The sequence below is a fragment of the Fibrella arboris genome, assembly GCF_041321095.1.
Lineage (GTDB): Bacteria > Bacteroidota > Bacteroidia > Cytophagales > Spirosomataceae > Fibrella > Fibrella arboris.
The window spans coordinates 46,305-71,747 of record NZ_JBGGWE010000020.1; the positions used below are offsets into that span (position 1 = coordinate 46,305).

A 25,443-nucleotide genomic window follows, 5' to 3' on the forward strand; every position below is an offset into this window, starting at 1 on the left:
TAGCGGAGCACTTGAAACCTGAAACCCTAAACCTGAAACTGATTTCTATAAAATCCCCTTCGCGAAGTTCAGCACGCCACCGAGTTGTTGTTTTACGGCTGGTTCGGCAGCAGCGCCACCCATACCACCCAGCTTACTGACGCCAGATAGCGCGTTGCTGATCAGCGAACCGCCTGTGCTGGCCGCTTGTCCACCCAGCGAGGGTAAACCTCCCTTCAACAGATTCAGGCCGCCAGTGAGCGCTCCGGCAGAGCCCAGCAAGCTACCGCCGCCGCCCAGCAGGCTGCTGATCTGGTTAGCGCCTAATGCCATTTTTACGAGCGAAACGGCTTTCGTCAATACATTACCCGATACAGCGCCGCTCGCCACACCCGGAATCAGTTGCTTCAGATTACCGACCTGGCTCATTAACTTCTCTTTGAAATCGCCTTTGCTGGTAGCTGCCTGTGCTTCGGCAGCAGCAATGCCATCGTTGATCCCAGCCACTGCCGCAGTTTTATCGCCGTTGGTGCTGGCCATCACGGCCTGATCAAGCTTGTGGGCAACGGAATCGGCGGCCGAAGGCACGACCGAAGCCGGTGTAGTTGTTGCCGGGGTCGCTTTGGGCAGTGTGCCAAATTGAGCAAAGGCGCTTGCCGTGCTCAAAAACAGGCAGGCAAGTAGTAGTTTAGGCCGCGTAAATAGGTTGTGTGTCATACTGTATTTGGTAGAGATGGCAAGGTTGCCGATCTGTTTCGACAAAACCAACCGGAGTAAAGACTTTTAACGTACTTTTTAGTAACGACTTATCACATGAAATGCGTCGCTTTTTTTGCCGGCCTCTTAGCCATTGGTATGGTATCGGGTTTGCAGGCACAATCTCCATCAACGACCGACCGGCTCTACGTAGGTACGTACTCAACGCGGGGTAGTGAAGGAATTTACATTGTTCAGCTCGACCGGCGAACCGGCGCTTTATCGGCTACCGGAACGGCCAGAAACAAAGAGAACCCGTCGTTTCTGGCGCTACATCCCTCAAAGAAATACCTCTACGCGGTGAATGAAGCGAGTAGTGGTGGAGCGGCCGCCAATGCCTATACGATTGACAAGGCTACAGGTACGTTGCAGTTGTTGAACCAGCAGGGAACGGAGGGGGCAGGCCCCTGCCATATCAGCGTTGACAAAGCCGGCAAAATGGCCTTTGTGTCGGCCTATGGCGGCGGCGTTTTTTCGGCCCTGCCGGTTGCTGCTGATGGGAAACTAGGGGCGTTGGTGGAGCGGGTGCAGTACCAGGGCAACAACCCGGCCAATCCCCGGCAAGACGCTCCCCATGCTCATTCGGCTACGGTATCGCCCGATGGGAAAGAGGTATATGTAGCCGATCTGGGAAATGACCGAGTGTATATCTATAACATTGGCGGAGCCAAGCCAACGGCAAACGCAACGCCGTTTGTAACGGTGAAAAAAGGGTCGGGCCCGCGGCACATGGCGATTCATCCGAATGGCCGGTTTGCCTATGTGGTCGAAGAACTGACCTCTTCGGTGGCGGTGTTTGCCCGCGACCCCAAAACGGGCGTGCTGACACTGATCAAAGACGGGATAGCCACGCTACCCGCCGCTTTCACGGGCAACAACACCTCGGCCGATATTCACATCGATGCCACTGGAAAATTTCTCTACCAGTCGAATCGGGGGCATAACGCGTTGGCCGTGCTGAAAATCGGAGCCAATGGTGTGCCTACGCTGGTTGGCCACGTACCCACGGGCGGTAAAACGCCCCGTAATTTCTGGCTCGACCCGCGGGGCCAGTTCGTGATCGTGGCGAATCAGGAGACAGATAACCTGGTGGTTTTCCGGCGCAATGCCAGTACCGGTATGTTAACGGCCACCGGTCAGGAACTGAAAATCCCCGCTCCCGTCTGCGTCATCTCGGGGCAGTAGAAGAAGTTTGAACACAGAGAAACAGAGGGCACACAGAGCAAACAGAGTTATATTTTCTGTTTGCTCTGTGTGCCCTCTGTTTCTCTGTGTTCAGCAGGATTCAATCAATCCACATCACCTTATCATAAGCGATTTCGTAGTCGATCTCTTCGAGCGGAAGCGTATCAAGGAAAGCGCCGGTGGTATCGACCCGAACGCCATGCCAGCGACCAACGGCGTCGCGTAGTAAAATACGGTAGCCGTAAAGGGGATGATACATCGCTTCGTCGGTGCGGTGGTCCCAGCCGGTTTCTAGCTCAATAGCAAACCCCACACGATTGATCACCTCCGGCATTTGATCAAGCAACGTACCTGTGACGCTCAGATCCTCGATCCAGAGCACCAGATTATCCGTTCCCCAATCGAATTGGAGGGGCGACGGCCGAACCGACAACAGCAACGCGGTGAGCGCGGCCGTATCGGTCAACTGGGCCGTCGACGGGTTGGTTGGCGGTGTTAGTTCGTTCATAGTCTGTTGTTTCTATAGAACAAAAAACCATGCCGATTAGTCCGTTAATCCGCTGGTTTCCTGCCACTTTTTAAGCCAGAAACGGTACTTTTTCCGGCCGTACTCAACGAATCCTGGCAGCGACGTAGCCTCAACGGCGAAGAGGCGGTGAGGCTTCTCTTTCATCACGCCAACGAACACAAACCGGAACTGTTTGGTGGTAGCCCACTCGTGGCCATCGGCATAACGAAGGCTGTCGAGGTAGAACGCGGCTTGCCGGTCGTAGTCGTAATCGTAGCAGCTTTGAAGGAACTGCGCCTGGGTACGTGCCGACGTGGTCTTGAAGTCGAAAATCAGGGCATTCTGCCGTTTCGGGCTGGTATACACCAGATCGAGCCGCGATTTGCAGGCCAGTTGCGTTACCGGGTCGGTAAAAAGCACAATTCGTTCCTGGGCGGCACTGGCTCTTTCCTGGCCCGTTGAGCGTCCTGAATCGCCTTGTTCGGCCATACGCAGGTAACGGCGGCAGAACGGATCGTGCCGTATGGCATTCATCAGCCCGGACGTAGGGCCGCCATCGAGTTTATCGAATTGACCGCTTGTCAGGCGATCGTTGGTCAGGTCGGGCAGGAGTTGTTCCAGCACGGTGCCTATCGTTTCAGGCTCCAGCAGGTGCTGATGAAACGACTTACCGAACGAGCTGGTCCGGCGCGTGTCTGAAAACTGGTAGCCTGACTGCTCTTCTTTAATCCGGGTCAGGTCTGAATTGGAAATACGCGGCAGAACGCGATAATCAAGGCCAAGGTCGTGGGCTGCCAATACCCGTCCGGTCGGCAGAGCCACTGGAGCCAGCATGGATGGAGTCATAGGTGAGTGAGGGGTTTCACCTCACCCCCGGCCCCTCTCCTGAAAACCAGGAGAGGGGAGTAGCTTTAGCGTAGCTCTGCTAAGTGGCGAAGCTGCTGTAGAGCGGCCCCCTCTCCTGGTTTTCAGGAGAGGGGCTGGGGGTGAGGTGTAGTTTATTTACACGCCAGCGGCCAGTAAACCCGGTGTTGGCTCGTCGATGGCGTGCGCAAACGGATTGTAGTAGTTGAAGGCCGTTTTTATGTTGGCAATGTCGGTCAGCGTTTCCTGCCGGAACACCTTGTAATCCTGCGCAAACTGCTTGAGTTCGGCCGACTTCTCGGGGCTAGCCATTTTGTAGGAGAAATTAGCGATGTAATAAACCCCCTTCGGCTGAATTTTATTATTCTCTTTTTTCTCGGCTACGGCCGTGATCACTACGTCGGCGAGTGTGAGATCGTCGTAATACAACGGCTCGATAAGCCGGAAAATATTATCGACGGAATAGCCATGAAAAAGAACGGCCGACACGCAGTTCTTTTCGTCGATGAAAAAGAGCTCGGCCCAGTTTTTGGTGCCCATATTCAGGATGTTATCCGTGAAAATGCGCCAGGCAATAGGCTGGAACGTAAGCGTACGGCCCAACTTCTCCGTGCCGTTGATATTGAACACACCTTCCTTGGCATCGAACCGGTATTGACGCGGATGCCCTTCCAGATACTTGTACCGACTGACCACTTCGCCCGTACCTTCATGTATCATTTGATACGGTTTAACCACCTGAGCGTTTTGAAATGTCTCGATTGTGTTCTTGTTTTGCGTGTTCATTAGTATTTGTTGTTTACTGTTCGAGCAGGGGGTCCGGTTGAGACCCCTTTTGCCTTTTATAGGGGTGTTGTTTACTGGTTTAAAGATACGCATAGATACTCAAATAGAAAAATATAGTGTCCGTTTTTTATCGCCTACAAAGAACGCAAACACGGCATCGGTACCCCCCTTCGTTTTGCCCCCTTATTCTTCCTTGAAAGTGCCTTAGCGCTCGCAGCAAGGCATAAAGTGACTCGGTGACGCGGGCCGCGGAACCCCATCTTCCTTATACTGTTTTACTTGTAATATAGTGTAGCCGGAAAACCGGGCGAACCAGCGATTTCGACGCCTGAAAACAAGTGGCTAAGCGGCCGGGTTATAAGAGAAAACAAATCCCTCAACGCTATGGCAACCAAATCGCCTTTCGACCCCGATAACGTCGATCCTGAGTATTATTCAAAAGACCCAAGCCAGCAGGCTCAATCTGATTATGGTCATGAATCAGAAGGGGTAGGTACCAATGTGTATAAAGACAGCACGTCTGGGGCCGATATGGATGACCAGAACCGAGACTACGTGGCGACGACACGCGCTGAAAAGTTCAGCGACAGCAATCCCGACGCTCCCGGTGGGGAAAGCCTGGGTACGTATCAGGAGTGGAACATCGACCCAACCTTGTTGAACCCGAATAATATAACGCCAAAGGGGATGAGTGACGAAGAAGCGAATCATCTGGAAAGCCTTCCCGACAATCCATCGGATGAGGCGTTGCTGCACCGGGGCGATGCAACGTACCTGGAACAGGGTGATGACCCTACGCGTCAGTATGATCCGCATAATGCCGGATACGATAATAAGCCCGGAAAAGAGCAGTAGGCTCAACGGACTGACCACAGCAAGGCGGCGGCGCTACCGGGCATTCACGCAGAATCTCGGTAGCGCCGCCGCTTTGCTGTGGGTAAAAGCATGGGAATCGCCACTTTTGTAGTAGACGTATCGAAACACGTGAAACCAACGTCTTTTCTTCAATGAATAGTAAACAAGTCACTGCCGGAGGGGCCGTTGCCCTGGCCCTGCTTTTCAATGTATCCGCTTCAGTCGCTGACCATACTCCTGGCGGTCGGAAGGCAGCTATGCCCCGCACGATTAATTGGCTTACAGGCAATCCGCTCAAAGGGAAATGGGAGAGTCTGTTCGATGGGAAAACCCTGTCGGGCTGGCACATTTACCTGAAACCTGGCCAACCCGTAGCCGACAAGTGGGTGGTGCAGGATGGCGCCATTCACCTGGCATCGGGCGGAGCGGGCGACCTGGTGACCGATAAAGCCTACGGCGATTTTGAGCTGGAAGTTGAGTGGAAGATTGCCGAGGGTGGGAACAGTGGCATCATTTTCCACGTCTTTGAAGATCCCAAGTACCACGCCACCTACCAGACTGGTCCCGAAATGCAGGTGCTCGACAACGAACGCCACCCCGATGCCAAGCAGGGCCGCGATGGCAACCGCACCGCAGGCTCGCTCTACGATCTGCAAAAGCCTGTTACACCAAATGCCGCTAAACCTGCCGGTGAATGGAACAAGGCCAAACTGGTGATCAAAGACGGCAAGGCCGAACAGTACCTGAACGGGAAGAAAACCGCCGAATACCCTACTTCTGGCCCGGAATGGGACAAGATGGTGTCGGAAAGCAAGTTCAAGACCTGGGAGGGCTTCGGCAAATACCAGACGGGTAAGATCGCCCTTCAGGACCACGGTAACCAGGTCTGGTACCGTAACATCCGTATTCGCGAATTATAATGCGTGGATCAGTGAATGAGCGAATGCCTGGATGCATTCTTCTCTTTCCAAACAGTCACTCACCCGCTCATTCACTCATTCATTCTTTCACTCTTTCACTAATGCACCGCCGCCGCGCCCTCCGAAACCTAACCGGTACTGCCCTCTCGCTGAGCGCCGTACCATCGTTCGCCCAACTCATGAAAGACCATGAACCTACTGCTCCTAAAGCAGTAGCTGTAGCTGCTCTGAAAGGCAATATCAACCATTCGGTGTGCCGGTGGTGCTACAGCAAAATTCCACTTGAAGAGCTTTGCCAATCGGCCAAATCCATTGGCATCAAATCCATTGAACTGGTTGGTCCTGATGAATGGCCGGTCCTGAAAAAGTACGGCCTTACCTCTGCCTTGCCCTGGGGCGCTGGTAAAGGCATCAATGATGGCTTCAACGACCCTAAGTTTCACGATGAGCTGGTGGCGAGCTACGAGGCGATCTTCCCGAAACTACAGGCAGCTGGCCTGAGTACCGTCATCTGCTTCTCGGGTAACCGGCGCGGTATGTCGAACGAACAGGGGCTGGAGAATTGTGCCGTGGGGCTGAAACGCCTGATGCCAAGCGCTGAAAAATACGGCATTACCATGATCATGGAACTGCTCAACAGCAAGGTCGATCACAAAGACTATATGTGCGATCATACAGCCTGGGGTGTGCAACTCTGCAAAAAAGTAGGGTCAGACCGGTTCAAGTTGCTGTACGATATCTACCACATGCAGATCATGGAGGGCGACATCATTCGTACTATCCGTGATTCGCATCAGTACATTGGCCACTACCACACGGGCGGCAATCCGGGCCGGAACGAGATCGACGAAACGCAGGAGATTTACTACCCGGCCGTGATGAAAGCTATTGTGGCCACTGGCTTCAAAGGCTATGTGGCCCAGGAGTTCATTCCCAAACGCGACCCGATCACCAGCCTGCGCGAAGCCGTCACGCTTTGCGACGTGTAACGTACCTGGGAACTGTACCCCAAAGAAACGGCCCGCAGCTATACGTTGCGGGCCGTTTCTTTGTTATTACTTTGCTGTGAAGTTGCCTGGCGGGCCATGCGTTAGCAACCTACCCCGCCAGGCAACACACCCGTTAATCAATTCTATGCTTATGCCCGAATCACAACCCAATAATCCGCTTCACGGCTTGACGCTGGCCACTATGCTGGAGCATCTTGTTGACCGATATGGCTGGGATGAACTGGCCGAACGGATTCCAATCAACTGCTTCAAGACTAACCCCAGTATCAAATCCAGTCTGACGTTCCTGCGCAGGACCGACTGGGCTCGTCAGCGGGTAGAAGGGCTGTATCTGAAGAGCTTACGCTAGGCCCGTTGGCCAGCTACCAGCCCACGGCTGGGCCTCCTCCAACTGCGCCGCCACCCGGAACAGCAGCGCTTCGTTGCCTAGTGCAGCGGTAACCATAGACCCGACAGGCAACCCGTCGGCCGACTGGTGCAGCGGCACTGACATTGACGGCTGGCCGGTCATGTTGGCAATAGGCGGGAAGGGAATGTAACCAAACGACTTCTCGGCCAGTTGATCAATCTGTTTGCTGCCTTTCAACAGCTTCAATCCGCCTACAGTGTCGATCACTTTAATCAGTTGGTTTTCGGCGGGGGTGTTCTGCAACTCGCCAATCCGGATAGGCGGACGGGAAAGCGTGGGCATCAGCAGCAGATCATAGGTTTCGTGCAACTGCCCCATGCGCCGGGCCAGCGTGTTCCAGTGCCGCTTCTGGTACGAAAAGTCAGCGGCCGAATAGGCTTCCGAAATGCGGGCTAAGGCCCAGGTATTCAGTTCCATGTCGTCGCGGCGTGCGGGGCGTTTCAGGTAGTCCGACAGCTCGCGGATGGTTGCGCCGGTCTCACCCAGCACCATGGTCAGATACATCTCGCTCAAGACGGTATGATCGTAGGGCAGAGCAATCTCATCGACCGTGTGCCCCAGACCCTCGAGCAGTTTGGCCGTTTTCTGCACGGCCGCCACACAGTCGGCGTGCGTTTGCATCCCCGGAAACGGATGTTGGGTCGTTAGCGCAACACGAAGTTTTCCCGGTGCTTTGCCAACCTGATCCAGGAACGGTTCGCCCGACTGCCCCATCGTATACGGGTCGCCCGGCGACGTGCCGGCAATCACATCCAGAAAAGCCGCACTGTCGCGAACGGTGCGCGATACCACATGACTGCGCACGGCTCCCTGCCACATCTCGCCAAAACCCGGCCCCAGCGACGCCCGGCCCCGCGACGGCATCAAGCCAAACAAACCGCAGCACGACGCCGGAATACGGATGCTGCCCCCGCCATCGCTGGCCGATGCCGCCGGGACAATGCCCGCCGCCACCGCCGCCGCTGACCCGCCACTGCTACCACCCGGCGAATAAGCCAGATTCCAGGGATTACGGGCCGGACCATACAGCTGCGATTCGGTGTAGGGCGACAGGCCAAATTCGGGCGTGTTGGTTTTTCCGAAGAAAATCAAGCCTGCCTGTTTGTACTTCGTTACCGCAAAGCTGTCGGCCGTAGAGACGTACCCAGCGTAGCCCCGGCAACCAGATTTCATAGGCGTACCGGCCCATTCCAGTTCCAGGTCTTTCAGCAGAAACGGCACGCCTCGAAATGGCATTGCATCGGCGGTGGCTCCTTCCGGTAACTGATCGAGCATCCGTCGGCCCTGCTCATACAAGGGCGTCACAATGGCATTCAGGGCCGGATTGTGGGCTTCGGCCTGCGCAATGGCGGCATCGAGCAGATCAAGTGGGGTAACGGCGCCCCGGCGAACCAGATCGGCCAGGCCCAGTGCATCGTGTTGACGGTATTCGGAAGAAGTCATAGGAACTGTTTACTGTTTACTGTCTTCTGTTGCTTCGCTAATCTATGTTGCGTTATCAAGCAGCGCAACAGAAGACAGAAAACAGTTTCTATCGTGGTAAGATCATGTTGACTATCGATTTACGCTCAGTGCGCGAGTCGGTAGGGCGGAGGCGGAAACTGTAGCTGTAGGTTCGGCCGGCTGGCAGTTGATAGTCGGCATGGGTACGTGGCGACCAGCTATCGTCGCCGCCGAGCCCCATCTGCTGATAATCGATGTTGACCACGGTTGTGTTGCCGCGCGCTACGGTTTGTGCGTGTGGGTTTTTGGCGGCCAATAGGGCTGCGTCTGTGTAGTCGCGGGCGTTGACGTTCAACAGGCCGGAGCCGCCGGGTTCGGCTATGATCAGCAGGCCCATTGCCGGATTGGCCCCGTCGGTCAGGTGCGCCCAGCGAACATCTGTTTTATTGCCGTTTTCCTGCGCCATTGTGTAGGGAAAGAACTGGTCGGCCACAGTGCCCGCATACTGTCCCACGAAGGCCGCGTCTTTCCGGTCCTGGTAGCTTTCGAATGGTCCCCGTCCATACCAGGTCAGCGATGTCATGCTGGCCGGCAGGCTAAGTTGCATGCCCACACGAGCCAATGGTGGCAGGCCTGCATCGGCCGTCGACGTACCTGGCGTGCAGGTGGTCGAGACCAGCACATCGCCCGTGCCATAAATCAAATAGTCGGTTGTTTGACGAATGGTGCCACCGGTCATCATCAGGTCATTCACGCAGGTAACCCGCACCCGTTGCGTACCCACTTTTTCGACGCGCATATCCACCGGCGTCACTATAGGGTGGTCAATACCGGCTTTCCGCCAGCGACTGGCAAACGAGCTGGCACCCCCGCCTTCATCATTATCGGTCGGTACGCGGTAAAAACTAGTGGTCAGTAGCCCGCCTAAAGCCTCTTTCTGACCTTCCAGCAGGTCTTTCCCTTTATAAAGCCATTGGCTGAGGCCACCAGTAGACCGGTTAAATGTGAGACTGAAATCAGTACCGACCAGCGCCAGCCCGGTAGCGGTGGGAGCCGACTTCAACGCTGGAATTCGTGAGATACCTACCACGGGCGGCATTGGAATATCGGTCTGAATGGGAAATTGCTCGGTGGCTACTTCGTGCCCGGCCGCCGCCCAGGGTGTTGCCTCTTTGAGTTGCAGGCTCAGCACCAGAAAATACTCGCTGCCCGGCTCGCGAAGGGTCGGAATGCTGTAGGGCACCGTCACCTGAATGGTTTGTCCGGCGCGGGCGGAAAGCGTGGGCACGGTTCCCTGCTGGACCACTTCGCCATTGCGCATCAGTTTGCAAACCAGTTTCAGGTTGTCGAGCGTCTGGAAATCATACGTGTTCTTTAGATTGACTTTGGTCTGCGTAGCCGTTAGCGGTTCGGGTAAGATGAACTTCACGTAGCTGTAGGCCCGTTTTACCTCGTTCAGTTCAGGCTGCGGCGTCCGGTCGGGGTTTACCAGGCCATCGCAGGCGTTTGCCCCGTCGATGTAGTTGATGTGATCGACGTAGAACTGTCCGTTTTTGTCGCGAAGGGTCAACCCCTGGTCAGCCCAGTCCCAGATGAAACCGCCCTGTAGGCGCGGGTATTTGTCGATGGCGTTCCAGTAATCTTTCAGGTTACCCACACTGTTGCCCATCGCATGGGCGTACTCGCAGACGATCACGGGGCGCGTCGGGTCTTTTTCCATCAGCTTCACCAACTCATCAACTGACGGATACATCGTGGCAATGATGTCGAACTGGCTAAGCGTAGCCTGGTTGTAGGGTTTGCGCCCTTCGTAGTGAATGGGGCGGGTTGGGTCAACGAGTTTAATGATCGTGGCCATATCGGAAAAATTCTGGCCCATCCCCGTTTCATTGCCCAACGACCAGATCACGATCGATGCGTGGTTCTTATCGCGCTCGACCATAGCCCGGCCGCGTGCCACAAAGGCGTCGCGCCATTCCGGCCGGCTGGCGATGTCGTAGCCTTTCTGCCAGAGATCGTGGCTTTCAATATTGGCTTCGTCGATCACATACAGGCCATATTCGTCGCAGAGATCATACCAGTCGGTCACGTTGGGGTAATGGCTCGTCCGAACGGCGTTGATATTGTATTGCTTCATCAGCTTGATATCGCGGATCATGCTCTCGCGGCTGATGGCCCGGCCTGTTGTCGGATCGAACTCGTGCCGGTTCACGCCTTTGAACGTCACTGGCTGTCCGTTTACAAGTAATTGCCCACCCCGGATGACCATTTCGCGAAACCCGATTCGCTGGCTGACTGCTTCCAGTGTCTGCCCATCGGGATTCAGCAGTTGCAGCGTCATCGTGTAGAGGTTCGGTTGCTCAGCCGACCATAACAGGGGTTCCGTTACGGGTTTGCTGAACCGAAAGACACCTTCCTGCTCAGAACCAACCGCCGTTTCCGACGGTAGCGTTTCGGTGAAGACAATCCGCTGTTTGGGGTCGTATAACGTGGTTTTCAGCCGGTAACGGGGCGGCTGCTGACTCACCAGATTGCGCACGTAGGCCGTCATTTTCAGCGTACCGCTTTTATAGGCGGGCTCGTCAAGGTCGGTGATCAATTGCACATCGCGCAGGTGCAATTTGGGCCGACTGATGAGCAGCACATCCCGGAAAATGCCCGACAGCCGCCAGAAGTCCTGATCTTCCAGATAACTCCCGTCCGACCAATTGATGACCTCTACCGCCAGCGTGTTCTCGCCAGCCTGAAGGGCATCGGTAATCCTGAATTCGGCGGGCGTCATGCTGTCTTCATGGTAGCCAACGTACCTACCGTTCAGAAAGACCCGGCAGGTAGACTGCACGCCCGCAAAGTGTAAAAACGTTTCGCGATCGGCCCAATCAGCAGGCATGGTAAAGCGTTTCCGGTAGAGGCCCACGGCGTTTGTGTCGGCCTGAATGAGCGGCGGTTTGGCCGGAAAGGGATGAATGATGTTGGTGAAAATGGGACGGTCGTAAGCGCGTCCCTCGCGGGCGCCCACCACCTGCCAGTTCGACGGCACCGGCAGGTTATCCCAATCCTGGTCGCGGGTAGTGGGCGCGCTGAAATCGGCCGTAACGAGCTTCGGATGCTTGACCCATTTGAATTTCCAAACCCCGTTCAGCGACTGAATACGCGGCGATGTCCCCCGATCGTTGGCGATGGCCTGCTGTTCCGTCGCGAACGGCCAGATTGTGGTATGGGGCGTTTCTGTGTGCTGACTAAAGACTTTCGGGTCTTCGTAAAACGGAACGCCTGCCGGTTGGGCCAGGAGTACGCCTGTTTGTAACGTTAGCCAAATTAGAGCAACACGAGTTATACGGAGAGAGATAGTACACATGAATAACTGTATAGGTTAGGCAATACGGTAACAAGGTGGGAAGATAATTGGATTCACCTCACCCCCAACCCCTCGCCTTGAAATAAGGTGGTCCGGCATTCCGGGAGGGGAGCTACTCTACAATAGCTTCGCCAATTAGCAGAGCTATGCTCAAGCGGCACCCCTCCCGGAATGCCGGACCACCTTATTTCAAGGAGAGGGGCAGGGGTGAGGTGAATCCAATTATCTTCGTCTATGCGTATTCCTGAAGAGACCGTCGAGCGAATTCGGCAGGCTGCCGATATATTGGAAGTGGTGGGCGATTTTGTGTCATTGAAGCGGCGTGGGAGTAACTACATTGCCTGTTGCCCGTTTCACAACGAGAAATCACCCTCGTTCAACGTCAATCCGGCGCGGCAGATTTACAAGTGTTTCGGCTGCGGAAAAGCGGGCGACTCCGTCCGGTTTGTGATGGACGTGGAGAACCTGGGCTATGGCGAGGCGCTGCGGTATCTGGCCAAGAAGTACAATATCGAGATAGAAGAACAGGAGGTCACGCCCGAAGAGCAACTCAAGCATACCGAGCGCGAAAGCCTGTATATCGTGCTCAACTACGCCAAGACGTTCTTTCAGGAGCACCTGCTGAAATCGGAAGAAGGGCGTGGCATCGGCCTGAGCTATTTCCGCGAACGGGGCTTTTCTGACCCCACCATTGCGGCCTTCGACCTCGGCTACAGCCCCGACCAGTGGGACGCCCTGCTCAACGATGCGCAGACCAAGGGCTACAATCCTGAACTACTGGGCAAAGCCGGTCTGACCGTGACGCGGGAAGAATCAGGAAAAGTGTTCGACCGGTTTCGGGGGCGGGTCATGTTCCCGATCCATAACGTATCGGGGCGGGTCATTGCGTTTGGTGCCCGAATTCTGAAGCCTGATCCGAAAGCGCCGAAATACCTCAACTCACCCGAAACGGAGGCCTACCACAAAAGTCAGGTGCTGTATGGCATCTTTCAGGCCAAGCAAACGATCCGGCAGGAAGACGTCTGTTACCTGACGGAAGGGTACACCGACGTGATTTCGCTGTATCAGGCGGGGATTAAAAACGTGGTGGCCTCGTCAGGTACGTCGCTGACCATCGAGCAGATCCGGCTCATCAGCCGGTTCACGCAGAACGTGACCATTCTCTACGACGGTGATGCGGCGGGCGTGAAAGCAGCTCTGCGCGGATTGGACATGGTGCTGGAAGAGGGCCTGAACGTCAGCGTGGCTACCTTTCCCAATGGCGATGATCCCGACAGCTACGTTCGGAAAGTGGGCGCCGAGGCGTTCAGAACGTACCTGAGCCAGCACACGCAGGACTTTATTGCGTTTAAAACGGCGGCCCTGCTGAAAGACGCGGGCGATAACCCGTTCAAACGGGCCGAGGTGATCACCGAAATTGTCGGAAGCATCACCCGTATTCCTGACCCGATCAAACGGCAGGTCTTTTTCCAAAGTACCGCCCGCCAGTTGAACGTCGATGAGCAGACGTTGATTTCGGAAAGTAACCGGCTGCTCCGCAAACAGCACGACACGCAGGTTAAAGACTACGAACGCCAGCAGGAACGTGATGCCCGCAACGCCGCCCGCGATGGTGGCAACGCAACCCAGCGCAGCCCTGCACCAGTTCCCAACCGCCCCGGCCCCAACGACCTCCCACCGGACGATTTCTTCAACGATTTCCTCGACGAAGCCGGTATTTCGCCCGCACCCAGGGAAGACAACGTACCTGGAGCAGGGCAAGCTGCACCTGGAACTGGCCCTGGCAGCGCAACTGAGACCGGCAAACAGCACCCTGTAAACTCAGTTCGTCCGCCGCTGTCGTATCAGGAAGAAGAATGTATTCGGCTGTTGATGAACTACGGCACCCGTGAACTGGAGCCGGGCATCACACTCTGCCATTATATCCTGAGTGAACTAAGCGACATCGATTTTCAGCATGCGCCCTACGACCTGATCCTGACGCTGTATCGCGAAGCGTTCAGCCGGGGCGAAACGCTGACCGCCGACGATTTTATGCATCAACGGCCGAATGTCAGCGAAGCCCCCATGACCAGTCAGCAATCGAACGGGCTTCAATACCAGGCTATTAGCCTGACAACCCAACGCTACGAAATCAGCAACCAGTGGCAGGATAAATTTCACATTTTCGTGCCCTCGGAAGAAGACATCGGCGTACTGGCTGAAGCGGCGTACGGCAATATTCTCCGGCTAAAAAAGCTGATCGCCGAAGAGCGGATGCACGATCTGCTGCAAAAGATTCGCACAGTAACTGACCCCGCCGAATCGGACCAGCTCATGGCCGACTACATGCATTTCAAACGCGTCGACGTAGAGATTGCGCGGTTGTTGGGCACAGTTATTTCGGGCTAGAGTTATGCTGCGCGAAGAGTGGCGCTAGCGCAAACACAGCACAACTATCGTTGTCGCTTGCCTGTGATAAGCAACAACGAATACGATTAATTACACCTTAACCGGTTCGATATGAACGAGCACGTCGTACACGGCGGGTTTAGCGTCGAGGATTGCGGCTTTTACAGCGTGGGCACGTGCAGGTGCCCTGCTTCACGGTCAGATCGCCGGGCACCTGCACGTGCAATCAATGAAGTAGTCGAAACCCGTTTTACGAACCCGTTCAGAACGCCGCCCCCTCAACGGCCGACAGTGAACCAGGTCTGTTTAGTACGCTCACCCACACCGCCCTGGCCCTAGCGGGGCTGGTGCCCATCATCGGCGAAGTGGCCGACGGAGCCAACGCCCTGTTCTCCCTGGCCGAGGGCAACAAGGTCGATGGGATGACGGGCGCTGACCTGGGTCTTTTTTTGTACCTTTTACGGGCATAACAAACCACCCTGAACCATGGCTGATCGTACCGATGAATCACTGCAAACGCATTATCGCGCCTGTAACCTGTGTGAAGCCATTTGCGGCCTGACCATTACGCACCGCGGTGGTGAGATCATCAGCATTGCCGGCGACCCGGCCGATCCGTTTAGCCGAGGGCATATTTGCCCCAAGGCGGTGGCACTCAAAGACGTATACGAAGACCCAGACAGGCTGCGGCGGCCCATAAAACGCGTGGGTGATCACTGGCAGGAAATCGGCTGGGAGCAGGCATTCGACGAAGTGGCCGACCGGTTGCGTCAGGTACGTGACGTGCATGGCCCCAACGCCATTGGCGTCTATGCGGGCAACCCAACGGTACATAACTCCGGCTCCTTTCTGAGCATGCCGGGCTTTATCAGGGCGCTGGGAACCCATACTATGTTTTCGGCCTCGTCGGTCGATCAGTTTCCGCATCACTTTGCCGCCTGGCAACTGTTTGGTCATCCGTTGCTGATGCCCGTGCCGGATATTGACCACACCGATTTCTGGCTCATCATGGGTGGAAATCCCATTGCCTCGAACGGGAGCATCATGACCTCGCCCGACGTAGCTACCCGACTACGGGCCATTCAGCAGCGTGGAGGCAAAGTTGTCGTGATCGATCCCCGCCGCACCGAAACCGCTCAACGTGCCGACGAGCACCTGTTCATCCGACCCGGTACCGACGTGTTTCTGCTGCTGGCCATGACGCAGGTGGTCATTACCGAAAACCTGGTCAGGCTGGGTCACCTGGCCAACCACATCGACAACCTGGCGGCTTTGCGCGATGCGGTGGCCGCCTACACACCCGAACGGGTAACTGCCCTGACGGGGATCGAGCCAGGTACGTTGCGCAGGCTGGCGCGCACGTTTGCCCAAACGCCCCGTGCTGTGCTCTATGGCCGCGTTGGCGTGTCGACGCAGGAGTTTGGTGGGCTGTGCCTGTGGCTGATCAACGTGCTTAACCTGCTGACCGGCCATCTAGACACAGCTGGTGGTATGATGTTCACCTCGCCGGCCGTTGATGGGCTGGCAGCTAAACCCGGTGTGCCGCGCCCGCCCTACACCAAACACAACCGATTTACGAGCCGGGTAAGCAGTAGGGCAGAATTTATGGGAGAACTGCCGGTTGCCTGTCTGGCCGAAGAGATCGACACGCCCGGCGAGGGGCAGTTGAGGGCATTGGTAACGAGCTGCGGGAATCCAGTGCTATCAACGCCCAACGGGCGCCGCCTCGACAACGCCCTGGCCAGTTTGGAAGTCATGGTGGCAGTAGATATTTATTTGAACGAAACTACGCGCCATGCCGACTACATTCTGCCACCGCTGACGGGGGTTGAAACGGCCAATTATGACCTGACATTCCATGTGCTGGCCATTCGGAATACGACCCGTTATTCCGAACCAATGGTGCCAAAACCCGCCGGTACAATGTACGACTGGGAAATCTTCGAAAACCTCCGCTTGCGCCTAAGCAACGTACCCAACGCGGAATGGACGCTGAAAGACCCAAACAAAACGATTGATCTTGGCCTGCGCACCGGCCCCTACGGCAGCACCGGCCTAAGCCTGACTTATCTGCAAGACCACCCACACGGCGTTGACCTGGGGCCGTTGCGATCGCAGCTGCCTGGCCGGTTGCAAACACCCAACGGACGTATTGATTGCGCCCCGCCTATGTTCCTGGCTGATCTGGAACGTACCCAGCAGGCGCTTGACGCCTATGCTCCCCCGGCTGACGGGCAACTACTGCTCATCAGCAGGCGGCACTTGCGCGACAACAATTCGTGGATGCACAATGCGCGTGTGCTGGTGAAAGGCCGCGACCGTTGCACGCTGCTGCTGCACCCCGACGATGCCGATCGGTTGGGCATTGCCACGGGGCAGCGCGTGCAGGTACGTTCCCGCGTGGGAACGATCGAACTGCCCGCCGACGTCACGCCCGCTATTATGCCGGGCGTTGTGTGCATGCCCCACGGCTACGGACATAACCGCCCCGGCACACGCCTCGACATCGCCCGGCAGCATGCCGGAGCCAGTATCAACGACCTCACCGACGATGCCTTTGCGGATACCCTCACGGGGAATGCTGCCCTGTCTGGCGTTCCTGTTTGGGTAGAAGGCGTTGAATGAGTAGCTGAAAGGCAGATAGCCATTACCTGGCCTTAGCAAGATAGCTTCTTGGTTGAGTATTAATTTTATGACCAGCCAACACGGTGACGTGGCGTTTCTATTCGTAGAAGCGAAGGCGATTCTGGAGCGTTGTGAGTTGCCCCTGCAAGTGTTCGACCTGCTCCAGTAAGTTGGCGACAATGTCGAGGTCGGCGGGGTGAATGGCCAGGTCACGATGCAGGCGGACAAGTTTCTCCAGGCGGGCCAGCTGGTGAGGCGGTACGTAAATAGCCTGTTCAACCCTGACAATATCAATCAGGTCGTGTTGAGCCAGCTCATGCAGCACTGTAATCTCGATCTGATGGTGTACACAGAAATCGTGGGCCGGAATAAGTGCGTCGGTTAGCATAGTCGGTTCGATTAATGGATTAACGCCTGCCGAAGCAAGTCTTTTTGTTGATCAGTCAGATTGGCAGGAAGCTTTACCTGCCATTGTACGTAGAGGTCGCCAAACGTATTTTCCTGCCGGTAGACGGGGAATCCTTTTCCCTTCAGCCGCACTTTTGTGCCGGGTTGTGTTTCAGGCTTTACCGGTACTTTCACCTGGCCGGCGAGGGTCTCCACAATTTTATCGCCACCCAGCAGCGCAGTGGCCAGTTCAATTTCTTCGGTTACGTATAAGTCATTACCCTGCCGTTTATAACGCGGGTCGTCCTCAACCGTAAACGTAATGTATAAGTCGCCGTTGGGGCCGCCGTTCACACCCGGTGCGCCATACCCCGACAGCTTGATCTTCTGCCCGTTTTCGATGCCTGCGTAAATGGTGATGCCAATGTTTTTGCCAGTTACGGTGAGCGATTGCTTGTGGGTCGTGTAGGCATCGCGCAGGCTGAGACGGACCTCCGCTTCATAATCCTGACCCCGGTAACGTGCCTGCTGCCGACTGCCCCGTGCGCCGGCTTCAGAACCGAACATCGAGGCGAAGAAATCAGAGAAGTCACTGTCGCCAAAATCGCCGGAATAGGTGTAACCACCGCTGCCACCGGCCTGGGTATCGCCATACCGGGTATCTCCATACCGGGTACGTTGCTGCTGGCGCGCCTGCTCAAACTGTTCAGCGTGTTGCCAGTCTTGGCCGTACTGATCGTATTTCTTACGTTTATCGGGGTCACTCAATACCTCATTGGCTTCGTTGAGTTGCTGAAATTTTTTGTTGGCCTCAGAATCGTTGGGGTTCAGGTCTGGATGTAGCTTTCGGGCCAGCTTACGGTAGGCTTTTTTGATTTCGTCTTCCGTGGCCGTTTTCGGTACACCCAATACGTTGTAGTAATCGATAAAGTCCATATCTATCTATGATTTTGACTGGCGCGTTTCGGCCTGGGGTTGTTGCTGACGCATAAGTAGATCAGTGCGTCAGCAACAACCCCAGGCTGAAACACCCACCCCAAAGTTTTCATAGAAACGTAAATGACCCGGCTAAGGTTACCGGGTCATGACGACTCCCTACAAAATCCCGGCCCAGACGCGTATTGGGCACATTCATTTAAAAGTGGCTGACCTGGACAGGGCGCTGGCTTTTTACCGCGACCTGCTGGGCTTCGAACTGGTCACTCTGTATGGCACTCAGGCGGCATTCATTTCGGCCGGTGGCTATCACCATCATATCGGTCTGAATACCTGGTACAGCAAGGATGCCCCACCCGCCCCGACCCGCGCCGCCGGGCTGTTTCACACGGCCATTCTGTACCCAACCCGCCGCGATCTGGCCGTAGCCCTGCAACGCCTTCTCGACGCGAACTACCCACTTACGGGGGCGTCGGATCATGGCGTGTCGGAAGCTATTTACCTGAATGACCCGGATCAGAACGGCGTGGAATTGTACTGGGATCGCCCACGCGAGCAATGGCCCCGACGTCCCGACGGGCAGATTGAGATGTACACGCATCCGCTCGATCTGCCTGGTTTACTGGCTGAACAGCACAACGGTCAGTAAAGAGAGTAACGGGTTTCGTGTCATTACCAGCGATAACGAATGAGCTGTGCAGACCAACGTAGTACACATAACGTAATGCTTTTCAACAAAGCAGCGCCGGCACTGTTTATGGTCTGATTGATAAACGCAGCGTAAACATGATCCGCTATTTTCTCTTACTGTGTATTGGCATTGGCCTGATGGCCCGCTGCCAGCAGAAAAAGACCGATTCGACCGCCAACAGTGCTACAACAGCGGCGGCCACCACTGACGATACTACGACTACGGCGACTGTTGGGAGCCCGGTGCTGATGGCCACCCTGCCCGATAAGTACAATACGCCCGATGGTCTGGCCCTGGCCCCCGATGGTACGGTGTACCTGTCGGTGCCGAATCTGGCCGATAACACGTACCCAGGTGTGCTGATGAAGATCGTGGGCGACTCGGTACAGTTTGTCAGCGACCTGCCTGCCCAGCCCGATACGAAACATGCCTGCCCTATGGATCTGGCGTTTGGACCAGATGGCAACCTGTATTACGCCGAGAACCAGTATGAAAACAGCAAAGAATACAAATCGCGGCTGATGTGTATCAGCATGAAGGGGGGTAAGGTGCAGGCCATTAAACCGGTTGTAACGGGGCTGTCGCTGGGCAATGCCGTGGTCTGGAAAGGAAACACGCTATACATGACCGACAGCCAGTGGGATATGCCGACCGATACAACCGGCAGTGCTATATTCCGCTTTACACTGGCTGAACTGGCCAAAGCGGCGGCTGGTACGCCCATTATGGTAAAGCCAAGAACAATGGATCCGCACGTGCTCACGACGTTTACCACCACGATCAACGAAACAGGGCTGGACAATGGGGCCGACGGGCTGGACTACGATAGCCAGGGTAATCTGTATACCGGCAGTTTTGGCGATGGCACGCTGTATAAAGTGACGCTCAAACCCGATGGCACATTGGCCGGTAAAGAGGTGCTAAAAGTAAGTAAGCCCATCTCCTGCGTAGATGGGCTCATCATTGACCGGGCAACCAATACGATGTATCTGTGTAATTCACGCGAGAACGCCATCCTGACGGTTGCGCTGGCCGACGGCTCGGTGAAGACGCTGGCTCAGAACGGCAATACCGACGGTCATGACGGTCGGCTCGATCAGCCGGCCGAGGTTTTGCTGAAGGGGAAGCGGTTGTATATCAGCAACTACGACAAGCCGGAAAAGAAGTTCGTGAATAAAAACGCCGATGACGTGCATACCATGTCGTACATCGATCTGAATTAATCAACTAGTCAGCGGTGGTCTTCGTCAACCTGTAGTCGTTTGTAGAGGTTACTGGCTAATTCTTTAGCCCGCTTTATGCGCATTTTAACGGCACTGGGCGTCAGGCCCTGACGAATGGCAATGTCGTTTATTGACGTACCAGCTTCGTATTTGCTGTACAACAGCTCGCGCTGCATAACCGGGAGTTGTTTGAGCATCAACTCGTAGGTGTGGCTGTTCGCTTCTTCAGCGCTGGTTATCCAGCTTGGCCCATTGGTCAGCTCAAGTTCATAGCTACACCACAGGGCCTGCTCCCGCTTTTTCTTGCGGATCTGATCCAGGCAATAATTGGCCGTGATTGACCGAAGCCATGTGGTAAACTGAGCCTCGCCCCGGTATCCTTTTAGCTTATGTATTAATCGGAGAAAAATTTCCTGTACACAATCTTCCGAATCGTCGGTGTTTCCCGTATAGGCCATACACGTCTGGTGGACCCGTTGGCGATGGCGTATATATAACTGGGTGAAATACTGTTGTTCTCCGGTCTGGAGGTAATGGCTAATTAATTCCTGATCTGAGAGATGAACAGGTACGGTTACGGTAGGCATGCTAGGGTACAAATAAAGTATAGCGAACGGTGGTACTTTTTATGGCACGTTGGGTGGGGTGATACAGCAGAAAAAATAATAGTGGATAAAGCCCTGTTATATGTCACTTGCAGTGACACAAAGAACGATACAGGCAACGTACCCATTTTGGCCATCATAGGCCCCAAATCGGCCAAAATGCTTTGTTAGTTCTGTACATTAGGTATTTTCACAGGCCTAATAGCCTTGTTACCTTGAATCGCCCCTGTATTTTTCTTCGTCAGTTCCTGATGGTCGGCTTTGTAATGGCCTGCTTACCAGCTGGCATGGCTCAACCCCGGCAGGAGAAAGTGCCAGGCCTGACAGCGACAAACCCGCCTTACATTGTTCAGGTACGTCATTTTTCCATTGAGCAGGGGCTGCCCAACCGGTCGGTAGTCGACATTGGGCAGGATGCGCAGGGTTTTATCTGGATTGGTACGCTCAACAACGCCTATCGGTTCGACGGAAACCGTTTCATGGCACTACCCAATCACGCCAGCAGCGGCAAGGGACAGTTGACCGCTTATGTGGACCGAATCAGCCAGGATCAGGCGGGTACGCTCTGGTTCTTTAAAATACGGTCAGGCTTCGACCAATGGATTGAGCGGTGGCTTCCCCATGAACAGAGATCGGTTGCTTATACCGTCCGCCCGGAAGATGCGTTGGCCGCGAAACATCATTTTTATGCGGCAGAGACCATCGATCAACGGGGGGGGCGCACTAAGCCAGGTAGTTCGCTCGTCTTTTTTCGGGAAAACGGGCGGGTCTATCGCTACCGGAGCACTACCGGACTGACCTCCGTTTATACCTCGCCAGGATCTGCTCTGGTGGGTACGGTCGCCGTTACAGCAAGCGGCAACCTGTTAGTACCGGTAAGTGATACTACAGACATCCGCTATTCACTTGTCGAGCTGGATTCGTTGGGTCGGCAGCGCCGGCAGCAGCCGCTCCCCAAACACCTGCTACCTGTTTGTACCGATGCCCAGGGAGGAATTTATCTCGCTCAGAAAGTAAATGTTCAGGAAAACGCAGGGACGTTTCCCCAACTGACCGCGCATCAGCTTACTGATTTTCTGTACCGGCTCGATGCCAATGGCAAACTGACGAGCTTACCCATCCACTTTGCGCGTAGCCCGTTTCCTGCCCTGGCCGGCCAGACATCAACGATTCCTGTGTTGATGCATACCAGGGTTGTGTATGATGCTTACCATGATCTGTTCTGGTTTTTAGGTAGGAATGTGCTGTTTGCCTGGCATCCCGAAAAGGGTGTTGTGTATGACCTGATGGCCGCCGATTCGCCAGCAGCACAAATTCCTGGCTTCAGTAGTTTGCGGGTAGACCGGACTGGCGGCGTTTGGGTAGGATCCAGTAACGGGGTGCTCCTGCTGACACTGACTCCTAACCAGTTTGTCCGCTACCTCTACTGGCTTCCAGGTACGTCTGGTTATTCGGACGCGGCCACCCGTGGACTGACGCAGGTCGGGAATTCGCTGTGGGTCAACGCGTTTGATAGCTGGCTGGTCGATCTGAAAACGGGCGCCCGCCAACTGGCTTTACCCCGGCCACGCATACAGCAAACAGATTTTCTTGGGCAAATGCCGGTAGCACCCGCCGGGAATGGTGCCCTATGGACCGCTAATTCCAAACTATCGCTTGTCTGGCCGGCTACACAAACGGTGGTGCAATATCCGTTGCTTCGTTCGGCGAGCCGGTGTAGTGCGCTGCTGCCTGATGGGCGGGGGAATCTGTGGATTGGCTACGACCAGGGAATCAGTTATTTTGATGTGGCCCTAAAGCGGAATATCCCCTTTACCCGCTACAATAACTGGCCGGAGCTAGCCGAAAATCGGGTCAATGGCTTTTTCCCGGACCGGCGGGCAGGCGGGTTGTGGGTAGCCGCTTCGTCGGGGTTGTATTTGCTGGATACCCTGCGGGGAATTGTGGCCCGCTACAGTGTAGAGCAGCCAGCACCCCGAAACTTACCCTTCAACCACATCACCTACGTGCATGCTGATCCTGACCAGCCGGGCCGCTACTGGCTGGCTACCCGGGGCGGTGGGCTGATCCGCTGGGAACGGGAGACGGGCCGGTATCGGCAATTTACCCAGGCCGACGGGTTACTGAATGCGACCCTTTACTGTGTATATACGGACCATCCCGACCCGGCAAAACGGTTCAACAGAAATCGACTCTGGTTCACCACTGACTATGGTCTGGTGAGCTTCGACAAGAAAACGGAACACGTTCAGACGTACCTGCCTAAAGACGGGCTCACCCACGAAGAGTTTAACTTCACCTCGCACTATCAGGCCCCCGACGGTCGCCTCTTTCTGGGTGGCCTGAACGGCGTAACGGCTTTTTGGCCAAAGCAGATACAGACTGGTGCCACCACGAAAGCCCCCCTTGTGCTAACCCAGTTCCAGCAACTCGATGGCCAGACGGGTATTATGGAAAATCATCTGACCGATTACCAGCTAGGGCAACCTCTTCAGATCGCCTCGTCGAGCCGGGCTTTTCTCCTGGCTTTTGCCTTGCTGGATTACCGCTATTTGGGCCAGACCAGACTGTGGTATCGTATTCGTGGATGGCAGGATGCCTGGGCTACTCAAAAACAGAATGACCTACGCATTAACGGCTTGCCATCTGGCGATTACCAGCTGGAAGTGCGCATGCAAAGCATTAGCGGGCAGTGGATTTCCAATACGTTATCGATACCGGTGGTGGTGCAGCCGCCAGTGTATAAACGGTGGTGGTTCGTGGTGCTGGGTTTACTGACCCTTTTGGGGGCTACCGCTGCCGTGTTCCGCTGGCGCAACAGCCGATTGGTGCAGGAGACGATTCGGCTGGAGGCGGAAGTGGCTAATCGAACGAATCGTATCAAGGAAGATAAAGCCATCATTGAACAGCAGGCGGCCGAATTACGGGAAAATGCAACGCTCAAGTCCCGGTTTTTTGCCAACGTGACCCACGAGTTTCGTACACCGCTGACCCTGTTGCTTGGCCCGATAACGTACCTGGCCAAACACACTGACGACGCAACGGCGCAACGGTTGGTGCGTACGATGGAGCGCAACGCCCGCCAGTTGCAGGAACTGGTTGATGACCTGCTTGGCCTGGGTAAGCTCGAAGCCGGACAGCTGCAACTCGACTCGCAACCGGCCGATCTGCTTGCCGTGGTTGCCCGAACAGTGGCTGCCTTTGCGACACAGGCTACGTTGGCCAATATCAGTCTGGAAACACAGGGGCTGGATGGCCCCATCGGTATGATGCTCGACGTACCTAAAGTCGAGACAGTACTGCGCAACCTGATTGCCAATGCGCTCCGGTTCACGCCTGGCGGCGGAACCATACATGTCCAGCTGACCGATACGCCAGATCAGGTACGTATAGCGATAGCGGATACCGGGCGGGGCATTCATCCCGACGATCTGCCGCACGTGGTTGAGCGGTATTACCAGTCTAAAAGGCCCGATACGCCCTTGCAGGGAGGAACGGGTATTGGCCTGGCGCTTTGTCAGGAATATTGTCAGCTATGGCAGGGAGAGTTGCTTATCGAGAGTACGCTGGGCGAGGGTAGCACGTTTACGTTTACGTACCCTAAAATAGCCATATCACTCCCCGAAAAAGCACGTTCTTCCGGCTCTGATGACCAGGTGCCAACAACCGAGGCAGTTTCAGAATCGACGCTGACAGCCGACTATCGGGAAGCGATATTGATTGTAGAGGATAACCCGGATATGGCCGGCTACATCCAGCTGGTACTTGCCCCGCATTATGCGCATCACTGGTGTCGTAATGGCCGTGAAGCGTTGGCGTGGCTTTCTCGCCAGCCCGCTAATAAGTTACCTCATCTCATAGTAACGGATATGATGATGCCGGAAATGGATGGCATGACGCTACTGGAAAAGCTCCAGCAACAGCCTGATTTTCGGCCTATTCCGGTGATTATGCTCACGGCTCGGTTCAGTCAGGAGGTGCGGATCAAGGCGTTACAACTGGGTATTGCCGACTATCTTACCAAGCCGTTTAATGAAGAAGAACTGGTAGCGCGCATTCAGAACCTGCTCGACCGTGCTCGTGAACGGGCCTTCTGGATAATGCCGGCAGCTACCGGCAGTGGTATACACGAGGAAACGCCTGAATCTGCTGCTACATCGGTAGACGATGACTGGTTGCAGCGGATTCAGGCGTTGATTATAGCTAATCTGACAGACAGCCGGTTTCAGGTCAATGATCTGGCCGAAGCAACGAATATGAGCCAGCGCCATTTCTACCGCCGGGTCAAAACGCTGACAGGGCTATCGCCCATTCAGTTTGTGCAGGAAGTACGGCTGCAAATGGCCCACGAATGGATCGAATCGACGCGCTACACAACAGTGAAGGAAGTGGCGCACCGCGTTGGCTTTCAGAAGGTGTCATATTTCTCCCGCTTGTACCATCAGCGGTTTGGGGTTCATCCGGGCCTGAATCTTAACCAGCACGGTGATTCGATACCTGCGTAATCGGTTT

20 protein-coding genes are annotated in these 25,443 nt (G+C 55.4%); 11 read left to right on the top strand and 9 right to left on the bottom strand.

Annotated features, from left to right (window positions below; translation table 11 throughout):
• Window positions 1-45 precede the first annotated feature (45 nt).
• Window positions 46-696 (bottom strand): hypothetical protein, encoded by a 651-nt coding sequence (locus ACAW75_RS24495; protein ID WP_370731421.1) that lies wholly within the window; start codon window positions 694-696, stop codon window positions 46-48.
• A 96-nt stretch (window positions 697-792) separates the two neighbouring features.
• Here ACAW75_RS24495 and ACAW75_RS24500 point away from each other — a divergent pair, with 96 nt between their 5' ends.
• Complete coding sequence (locus ACAW75_RS24500) at window positions 793-1,920, top strand: lactonase family protein (RefSeq protein ID WP_370731422.1); 1,128 nt, start codon at window positions 793-795, stop codon at window positions 1,918-1,920.
• 100 nt (window positions 1,921-2,020) lie between these two features.
• On the opposite strand, the gene ACAW75_RS24505 is transcribed toward ACAW75_RS24500, so the two are convergent.
• From ACAW75_RS24505 to ACAW75_RS24515, 3 genes are all read right to left on the bottom strand, one after another.
• Window positions 2,021-2,428, bottom strand: coding sequence for a hypothetical protein (locus tag ACAW75_RS24505; protein ID WP_370731423.1), 408 nt, complete (start codon window positions 2,426-2,428; stop codon window positions 2,021-2,023).
• A 36-nt stretch (window positions 2,429-2,464) separates the two neighbouring features.
• The gene (locus tag ACAW75_RS24510; RefSeq protein ID WP_370731424.1) at window positions 2,465-3,274 is read right to left on the bottom strand and encodes a PD-(D/E)XK nuclease-like domain-containing protein; all 810 of its coding nucleotides are present in this window, start codon (window positions 3,272-3,274) and stop codon (window positions 2,465-2,467) included.
• A 156-nt stretch (window positions 3,275-3,430) separates the two neighbouring features.
• On the bottom strand, window positions 3,431-4,078 hold the full coding sequence (locus ACAW75_RS24515) for a hypothetical protein (protein ID WP_370731425.1): 648 nt from the start codon (window positions 4,076-4,078) through the stop codon (window positions 3,431-3,433).
• 384 nt (window positions 4,079-4,462) lie between these two features.
• Between ACAW75_RS24515 and ACAW75_RS24520 the strand changes: the two genes are divergently transcribed.
• The 4 genes from ACAW75_RS24520 to ACAW75_RS24535 all read left to right on the top strand — a co-directional run bounded on the left by ACAW75_RS24520 (window position 4,463) and on the right by ACAW75_RS24535 (window position 7,212).
• Window positions 4,463-4,933 (top strand): hypothetical protein, encoded by a 471-nt coding sequence (locus ACAW75_RS24520; protein ID WP_370731426.1) that lies wholly within the window; start codon window positions 4,463-4,465, stop codon window positions 4,931-4,933.
• A 257-nt stretch (window positions 4,934-5,190) separates the two neighbouring features.
• Complete coding sequence (locus ACAW75_RS24525) at window positions 5,191-5,853, top strand: 3-keto-disaccharide hydrolase (protein ID WP_370731461.1); 663 nt, start codon at window positions 5,191-5,193, stop codon at window positions 5,851-5,853.
• Between the two features lie 101 nt (window positions 5,854-5,954).
• Window positions 5,955-6,842 carry a hydroxypyruvate isomerase family protein gene (locus tag ACAW75_RS24530; protein WP_370731427.1) on the top strand — a complete coding sequence of 296 codons (888 nt, stop codon included), beginning with the start codon at window positions 5,955-5,957 and terminating at the stop codon, window positions 6,840-6,842.
• A gap of 151 nt (window positions 6,843-6,993) precedes the next feature.
• On the top strand, window positions 6,994-7,212 hold the full coding sequence (locus ACAW75_RS24535) for a VF530 family protein (protein WP_370731428.1): 219 nt from the start codon (window positions 6,994-6,996) through the stop codon (window positions 7,210-7,212).
• Here ACAW75_RS24535 and ACAW75_RS24540 read toward each other — a convergent pair.
• Both ACAW75_RS24540 and lacZ read right to left on the bottom strand, forming a co-directional pair.
• The gene (locus tag ACAW75_RS24540) at window positions 7,204-8,715 is read right to left on the bottom strand and encodes an amidase (protein WP_370731429.1); all 1,512 of its coding nucleotides are present in this window, start codon (window positions 8,713-8,715) and stop codon (window positions 7,204-7,206) included. The two genes, ACAW75_RS24535 and ACAW75_RS24540, sit on opposite strands and share 9 nt — an antisense overlap.
• An 88-nt stretch (window positions 8,716-8,803) precedes the next feature.
• On the bottom strand, window positions 8,804-12,073 hold the full coding sequence (gene lacZ / locus ACAW75_RS24545; protein WP_370731430.1) for a beta-galactosidase, LacZ type: 3,270 nt from the start codon (window positions 12,071-12,073) through the stop codon (window positions 8,804-8,806).
• 234 nt (window positions 12,074-12,307) lie between these two features.
• Between lacZ and dnaG the strand changes: the two genes are divergently transcribed.
• The 3 genes from dnaG to ACAW75_RS24560 all read left to right on the top strand — a co-directional run bounded on the left by dnaG (window position 12,308) and on the right by ACAW75_RS24560 (window position 17,089).
• Window positions 12,308-14,464, top strand: a complete 2,157-nt coding sequence (gene dnaG, locus ACAW75_RS24550) for a DNA primase (RefSeq protein ID WP_370731431.1) — start codon at window positions 12,308-12,310, stop codon at window positions 14,462-14,464.
• Between the two features lie 347 nt (window positions 14,465-14,811).
• On the top strand, window positions 14,812-14,934 hold the full coding sequence (locus tag ACAW75_RS24555) for a hypothetical protein (protein ID WP_370731432.1): 123 nt from the start codon (window positions 14,812-14,814) through the stop codon (window positions 14,932-14,934).
• A 16-nt stretch (window positions 14,935-14,950) separates the two neighbouring features.
• Entirely contained in the window at window positions 14,951-17,089 is a 2,139-nt protein-coding gene (locus ACAW75_RS24560) for a molybdopterin-dependent oxidoreductase (RefSeq protein ID WP_370731433.1), read from the top strand.
• Between the two features lie 97 nt (window positions 17,090-17,186).
• On the opposite strand, the gene ACAW75_RS24565 is transcribed toward ACAW75_RS24560, so the two are convergent.
• Together ACAW75_RS24565 and ACAW75_RS24570 are read right to left on the bottom strand one after the other, a co-directional pair.
• A complete protein-coding gene (locus ACAW75_RS24565; RefSeq protein WP_370731434.1) occupies window positions 17,187-17,477 on the bottom strand; it encodes a chaperone modulator CbpM in 291 nt (96 codons plus the stop codon).
• Between the two features lie 11 nt (window positions 17,478-17,488).
• Window positions 17,489-18,412, bottom strand: a complete 924-nt coding sequence (locus ACAW75_RS24570) for a DnaJ C-terminal domain-containing protein (protein WP_370731435.1) — start codon at window positions 18,410-18,412, stop codon at window positions 17,489-17,491.
• 148 nt (window positions 18,413-18,560) lie between these two features.
• Between ACAW75_RS24570 and ACAW75_RS24575 the strand changes: the two genes are divergently transcribed.
• Both ACAW75_RS24575 and ACAW75_RS24580 read left to right on the top strand, forming a co-directional pair.
• Window positions 18,561-19,061: a VOC family protein gene (locus tag ACAW75_RS24575; protein ID WP_370731436.1), complete on the top strand. Its 501-nt coding sequence runs from the start codon at window positions 18,561-18,563 to the stop codon at window positions 19,059-19,061.
• Window positions 19,062-19,198: 137 nt separating this feature from the next.
• Window positions 19,199-20,326, top strand: a complete 1,128-nt coding sequence (locus tag ACAW75_RS24580) for an SMP-30/gluconolactonase/LRE family protein (protein ID WP_370731437.1) — start codon at window positions 19,199-19,201, stop codon at window positions 20,324-20,326.
• Window positions 20,327-20,334: 8 nt separating this feature from the next.
• On the opposite strand, the gene ACAW75_RS24585 is transcribed toward ACAW75_RS24580, so the two are convergent.
• Window positions 20,335-20,913, bottom strand: a complete 579-nt coding sequence (locus tag ACAW75_RS24585; RefSeq protein WP_370731438.1) for an RNA polymerase sigma factor — start codon at window positions 20,911-20,913, stop codon at window positions 20,335-20,337.
• A 233-nt stretch (window positions 20,914-21,146) separates the two neighbouring features.
• Between ACAW75_RS24585 and ACAW75_RS24590 the strand changes: the two genes are divergently transcribed.
• Window positions 21,147-25,436, top strand: a complete 4,290-nt coding sequence (locus tag ACAW75_RS24590) for a response regulator (RefSeq protein ID WP_370731439.1) — start codon at window positions 21,147-21,149, stop codon at window positions 25,434-25,436.
• Window positions 25,437-25,443: the final 7 nt, after the last annotated feature.

Bases quoted from the DNA above. Each gene is read 5' to 3' on its own strand.
- ACAW75_RS24495 (WP_370731421.1), bottom strand. From the start codon at position 696: ATGACACACAACCTATTTACGCGGCCTAAACTACTACTTGCCTGCCTG.
- ACAW75_RS24500 (WP_370731422.1), top strand. From the start codon at position 793: ATGAAATGCGTCGCTTTTTTTGCCGGCCTCTTAGCCATTGGTATGGTA.
- ACAW75_RS24505 (WP_370731423.1), bottom strand. From the start codon at position 2,428: ATGAACGAACTAACACCGCCAACCAACCCGTCGACGGCCCAGTTGACC.
- ACAW75_RS24510 (WP_370731424.1), bottom strand. From the start codon at position 3,274: ATGACTCCATCCATGCTGGCTCCAGTGGCTCTGCCGACCGGACGGGTA.
- ACAW75_RS24515 (WP_370731425.1), bottom strand. From the start codon at position 4,078: ATGAACACGCAAAACAAGAACACAATCGAGACATTTCAAAACGCTCAG.
- ACAW75_RS24520 (WP_370731426.1), top strand. From the start codon at position 4,463: ATGGCAACCAAATCGCCTTTCGACCCCGATAACGTCGATCCTGAGTAT.
- ACAW75_RS24525 (WP_370731461.1), top strand. From the start codon at position 5,191: ATGCCCCGCACGATTAATTGGCTTACAGGCAATCCGCTCAAAGGGAAA.
- ACAW75_RS24530 (WP_370731427.1), top strand. From the start codon at position 5,955: ATGCACCGCCGCCGCGCCCTCCGAAACCTAACCGGTACTGCCCTCTCG.
- ACAW75_RS24535 (WP_370731428.1), top strand. From the start codon at position 6,994: ATGCCCGAATCACAACCCAATAATCCGCTTCACGGCTTGACGCTGGCC.
- ACAW75_RS24540 (WP_370731429.1), bottom strand. From the start codon at position 8,715: ATGACTTCTTCCGAATACCGTCAACACGATGCACTGGGCCTGGCCGAT.
- lacZ (WP_370731430.1), bottom strand. From the start codon at position 12,073: ATGTGTACTATCTCTCTCCGTATAACTCGTGTTGCTCTAATTTGGCTA.
- dnaG (WP_370731431.1), top strand. From the start codon at position 12,308: ATGCGTATTCCTGAAGAGACCGTCGAGCGAATTCGGCAGGCTGCCGAT.
- ACAW75_RS24560 (WP_370731433.1), top strand. From the start codon at position 14,951: ATGGCTGATCGTACCGATGAATCACTGCAAACGCATTATCGCGCCTGT.
- ACAW75_RS24565 (WP_370731434.1), bottom strand. From the start codon at position 17,477: ATGCTAACCGACGCACTTATTCCGGCCCACGATTTCTGTGTACACCAT.
- ACAW75_RS24570 (WP_370731435.1), bottom strand. From the start codon at position 18,412: ATGGACTTTATCGATTACTACAACGTATTGGGTGTACCGAAAACGGCC.
- ACAW75_RS24575 (WP_370731436.1), top strand. From the start codon at position 18,561: ATGACGACTCCCTACAAAATCCCGGCCCAGACGCGTATTGGGCACATT.
- ACAW75_RS24580 (WP_370731437.1), top strand. From the start codon at position 19,199: ATGATCCGCTATTTTCTCTTACTGTGTATTGGCATTGGCCTGATGGCC.
- ACAW75_RS24585 (WP_370731438.1), bottom strand. From the start codon at position 20,913: ATGCCTACCGTAACCGTACCTGTTCATCTCTCAGATCAGGAATTAATT.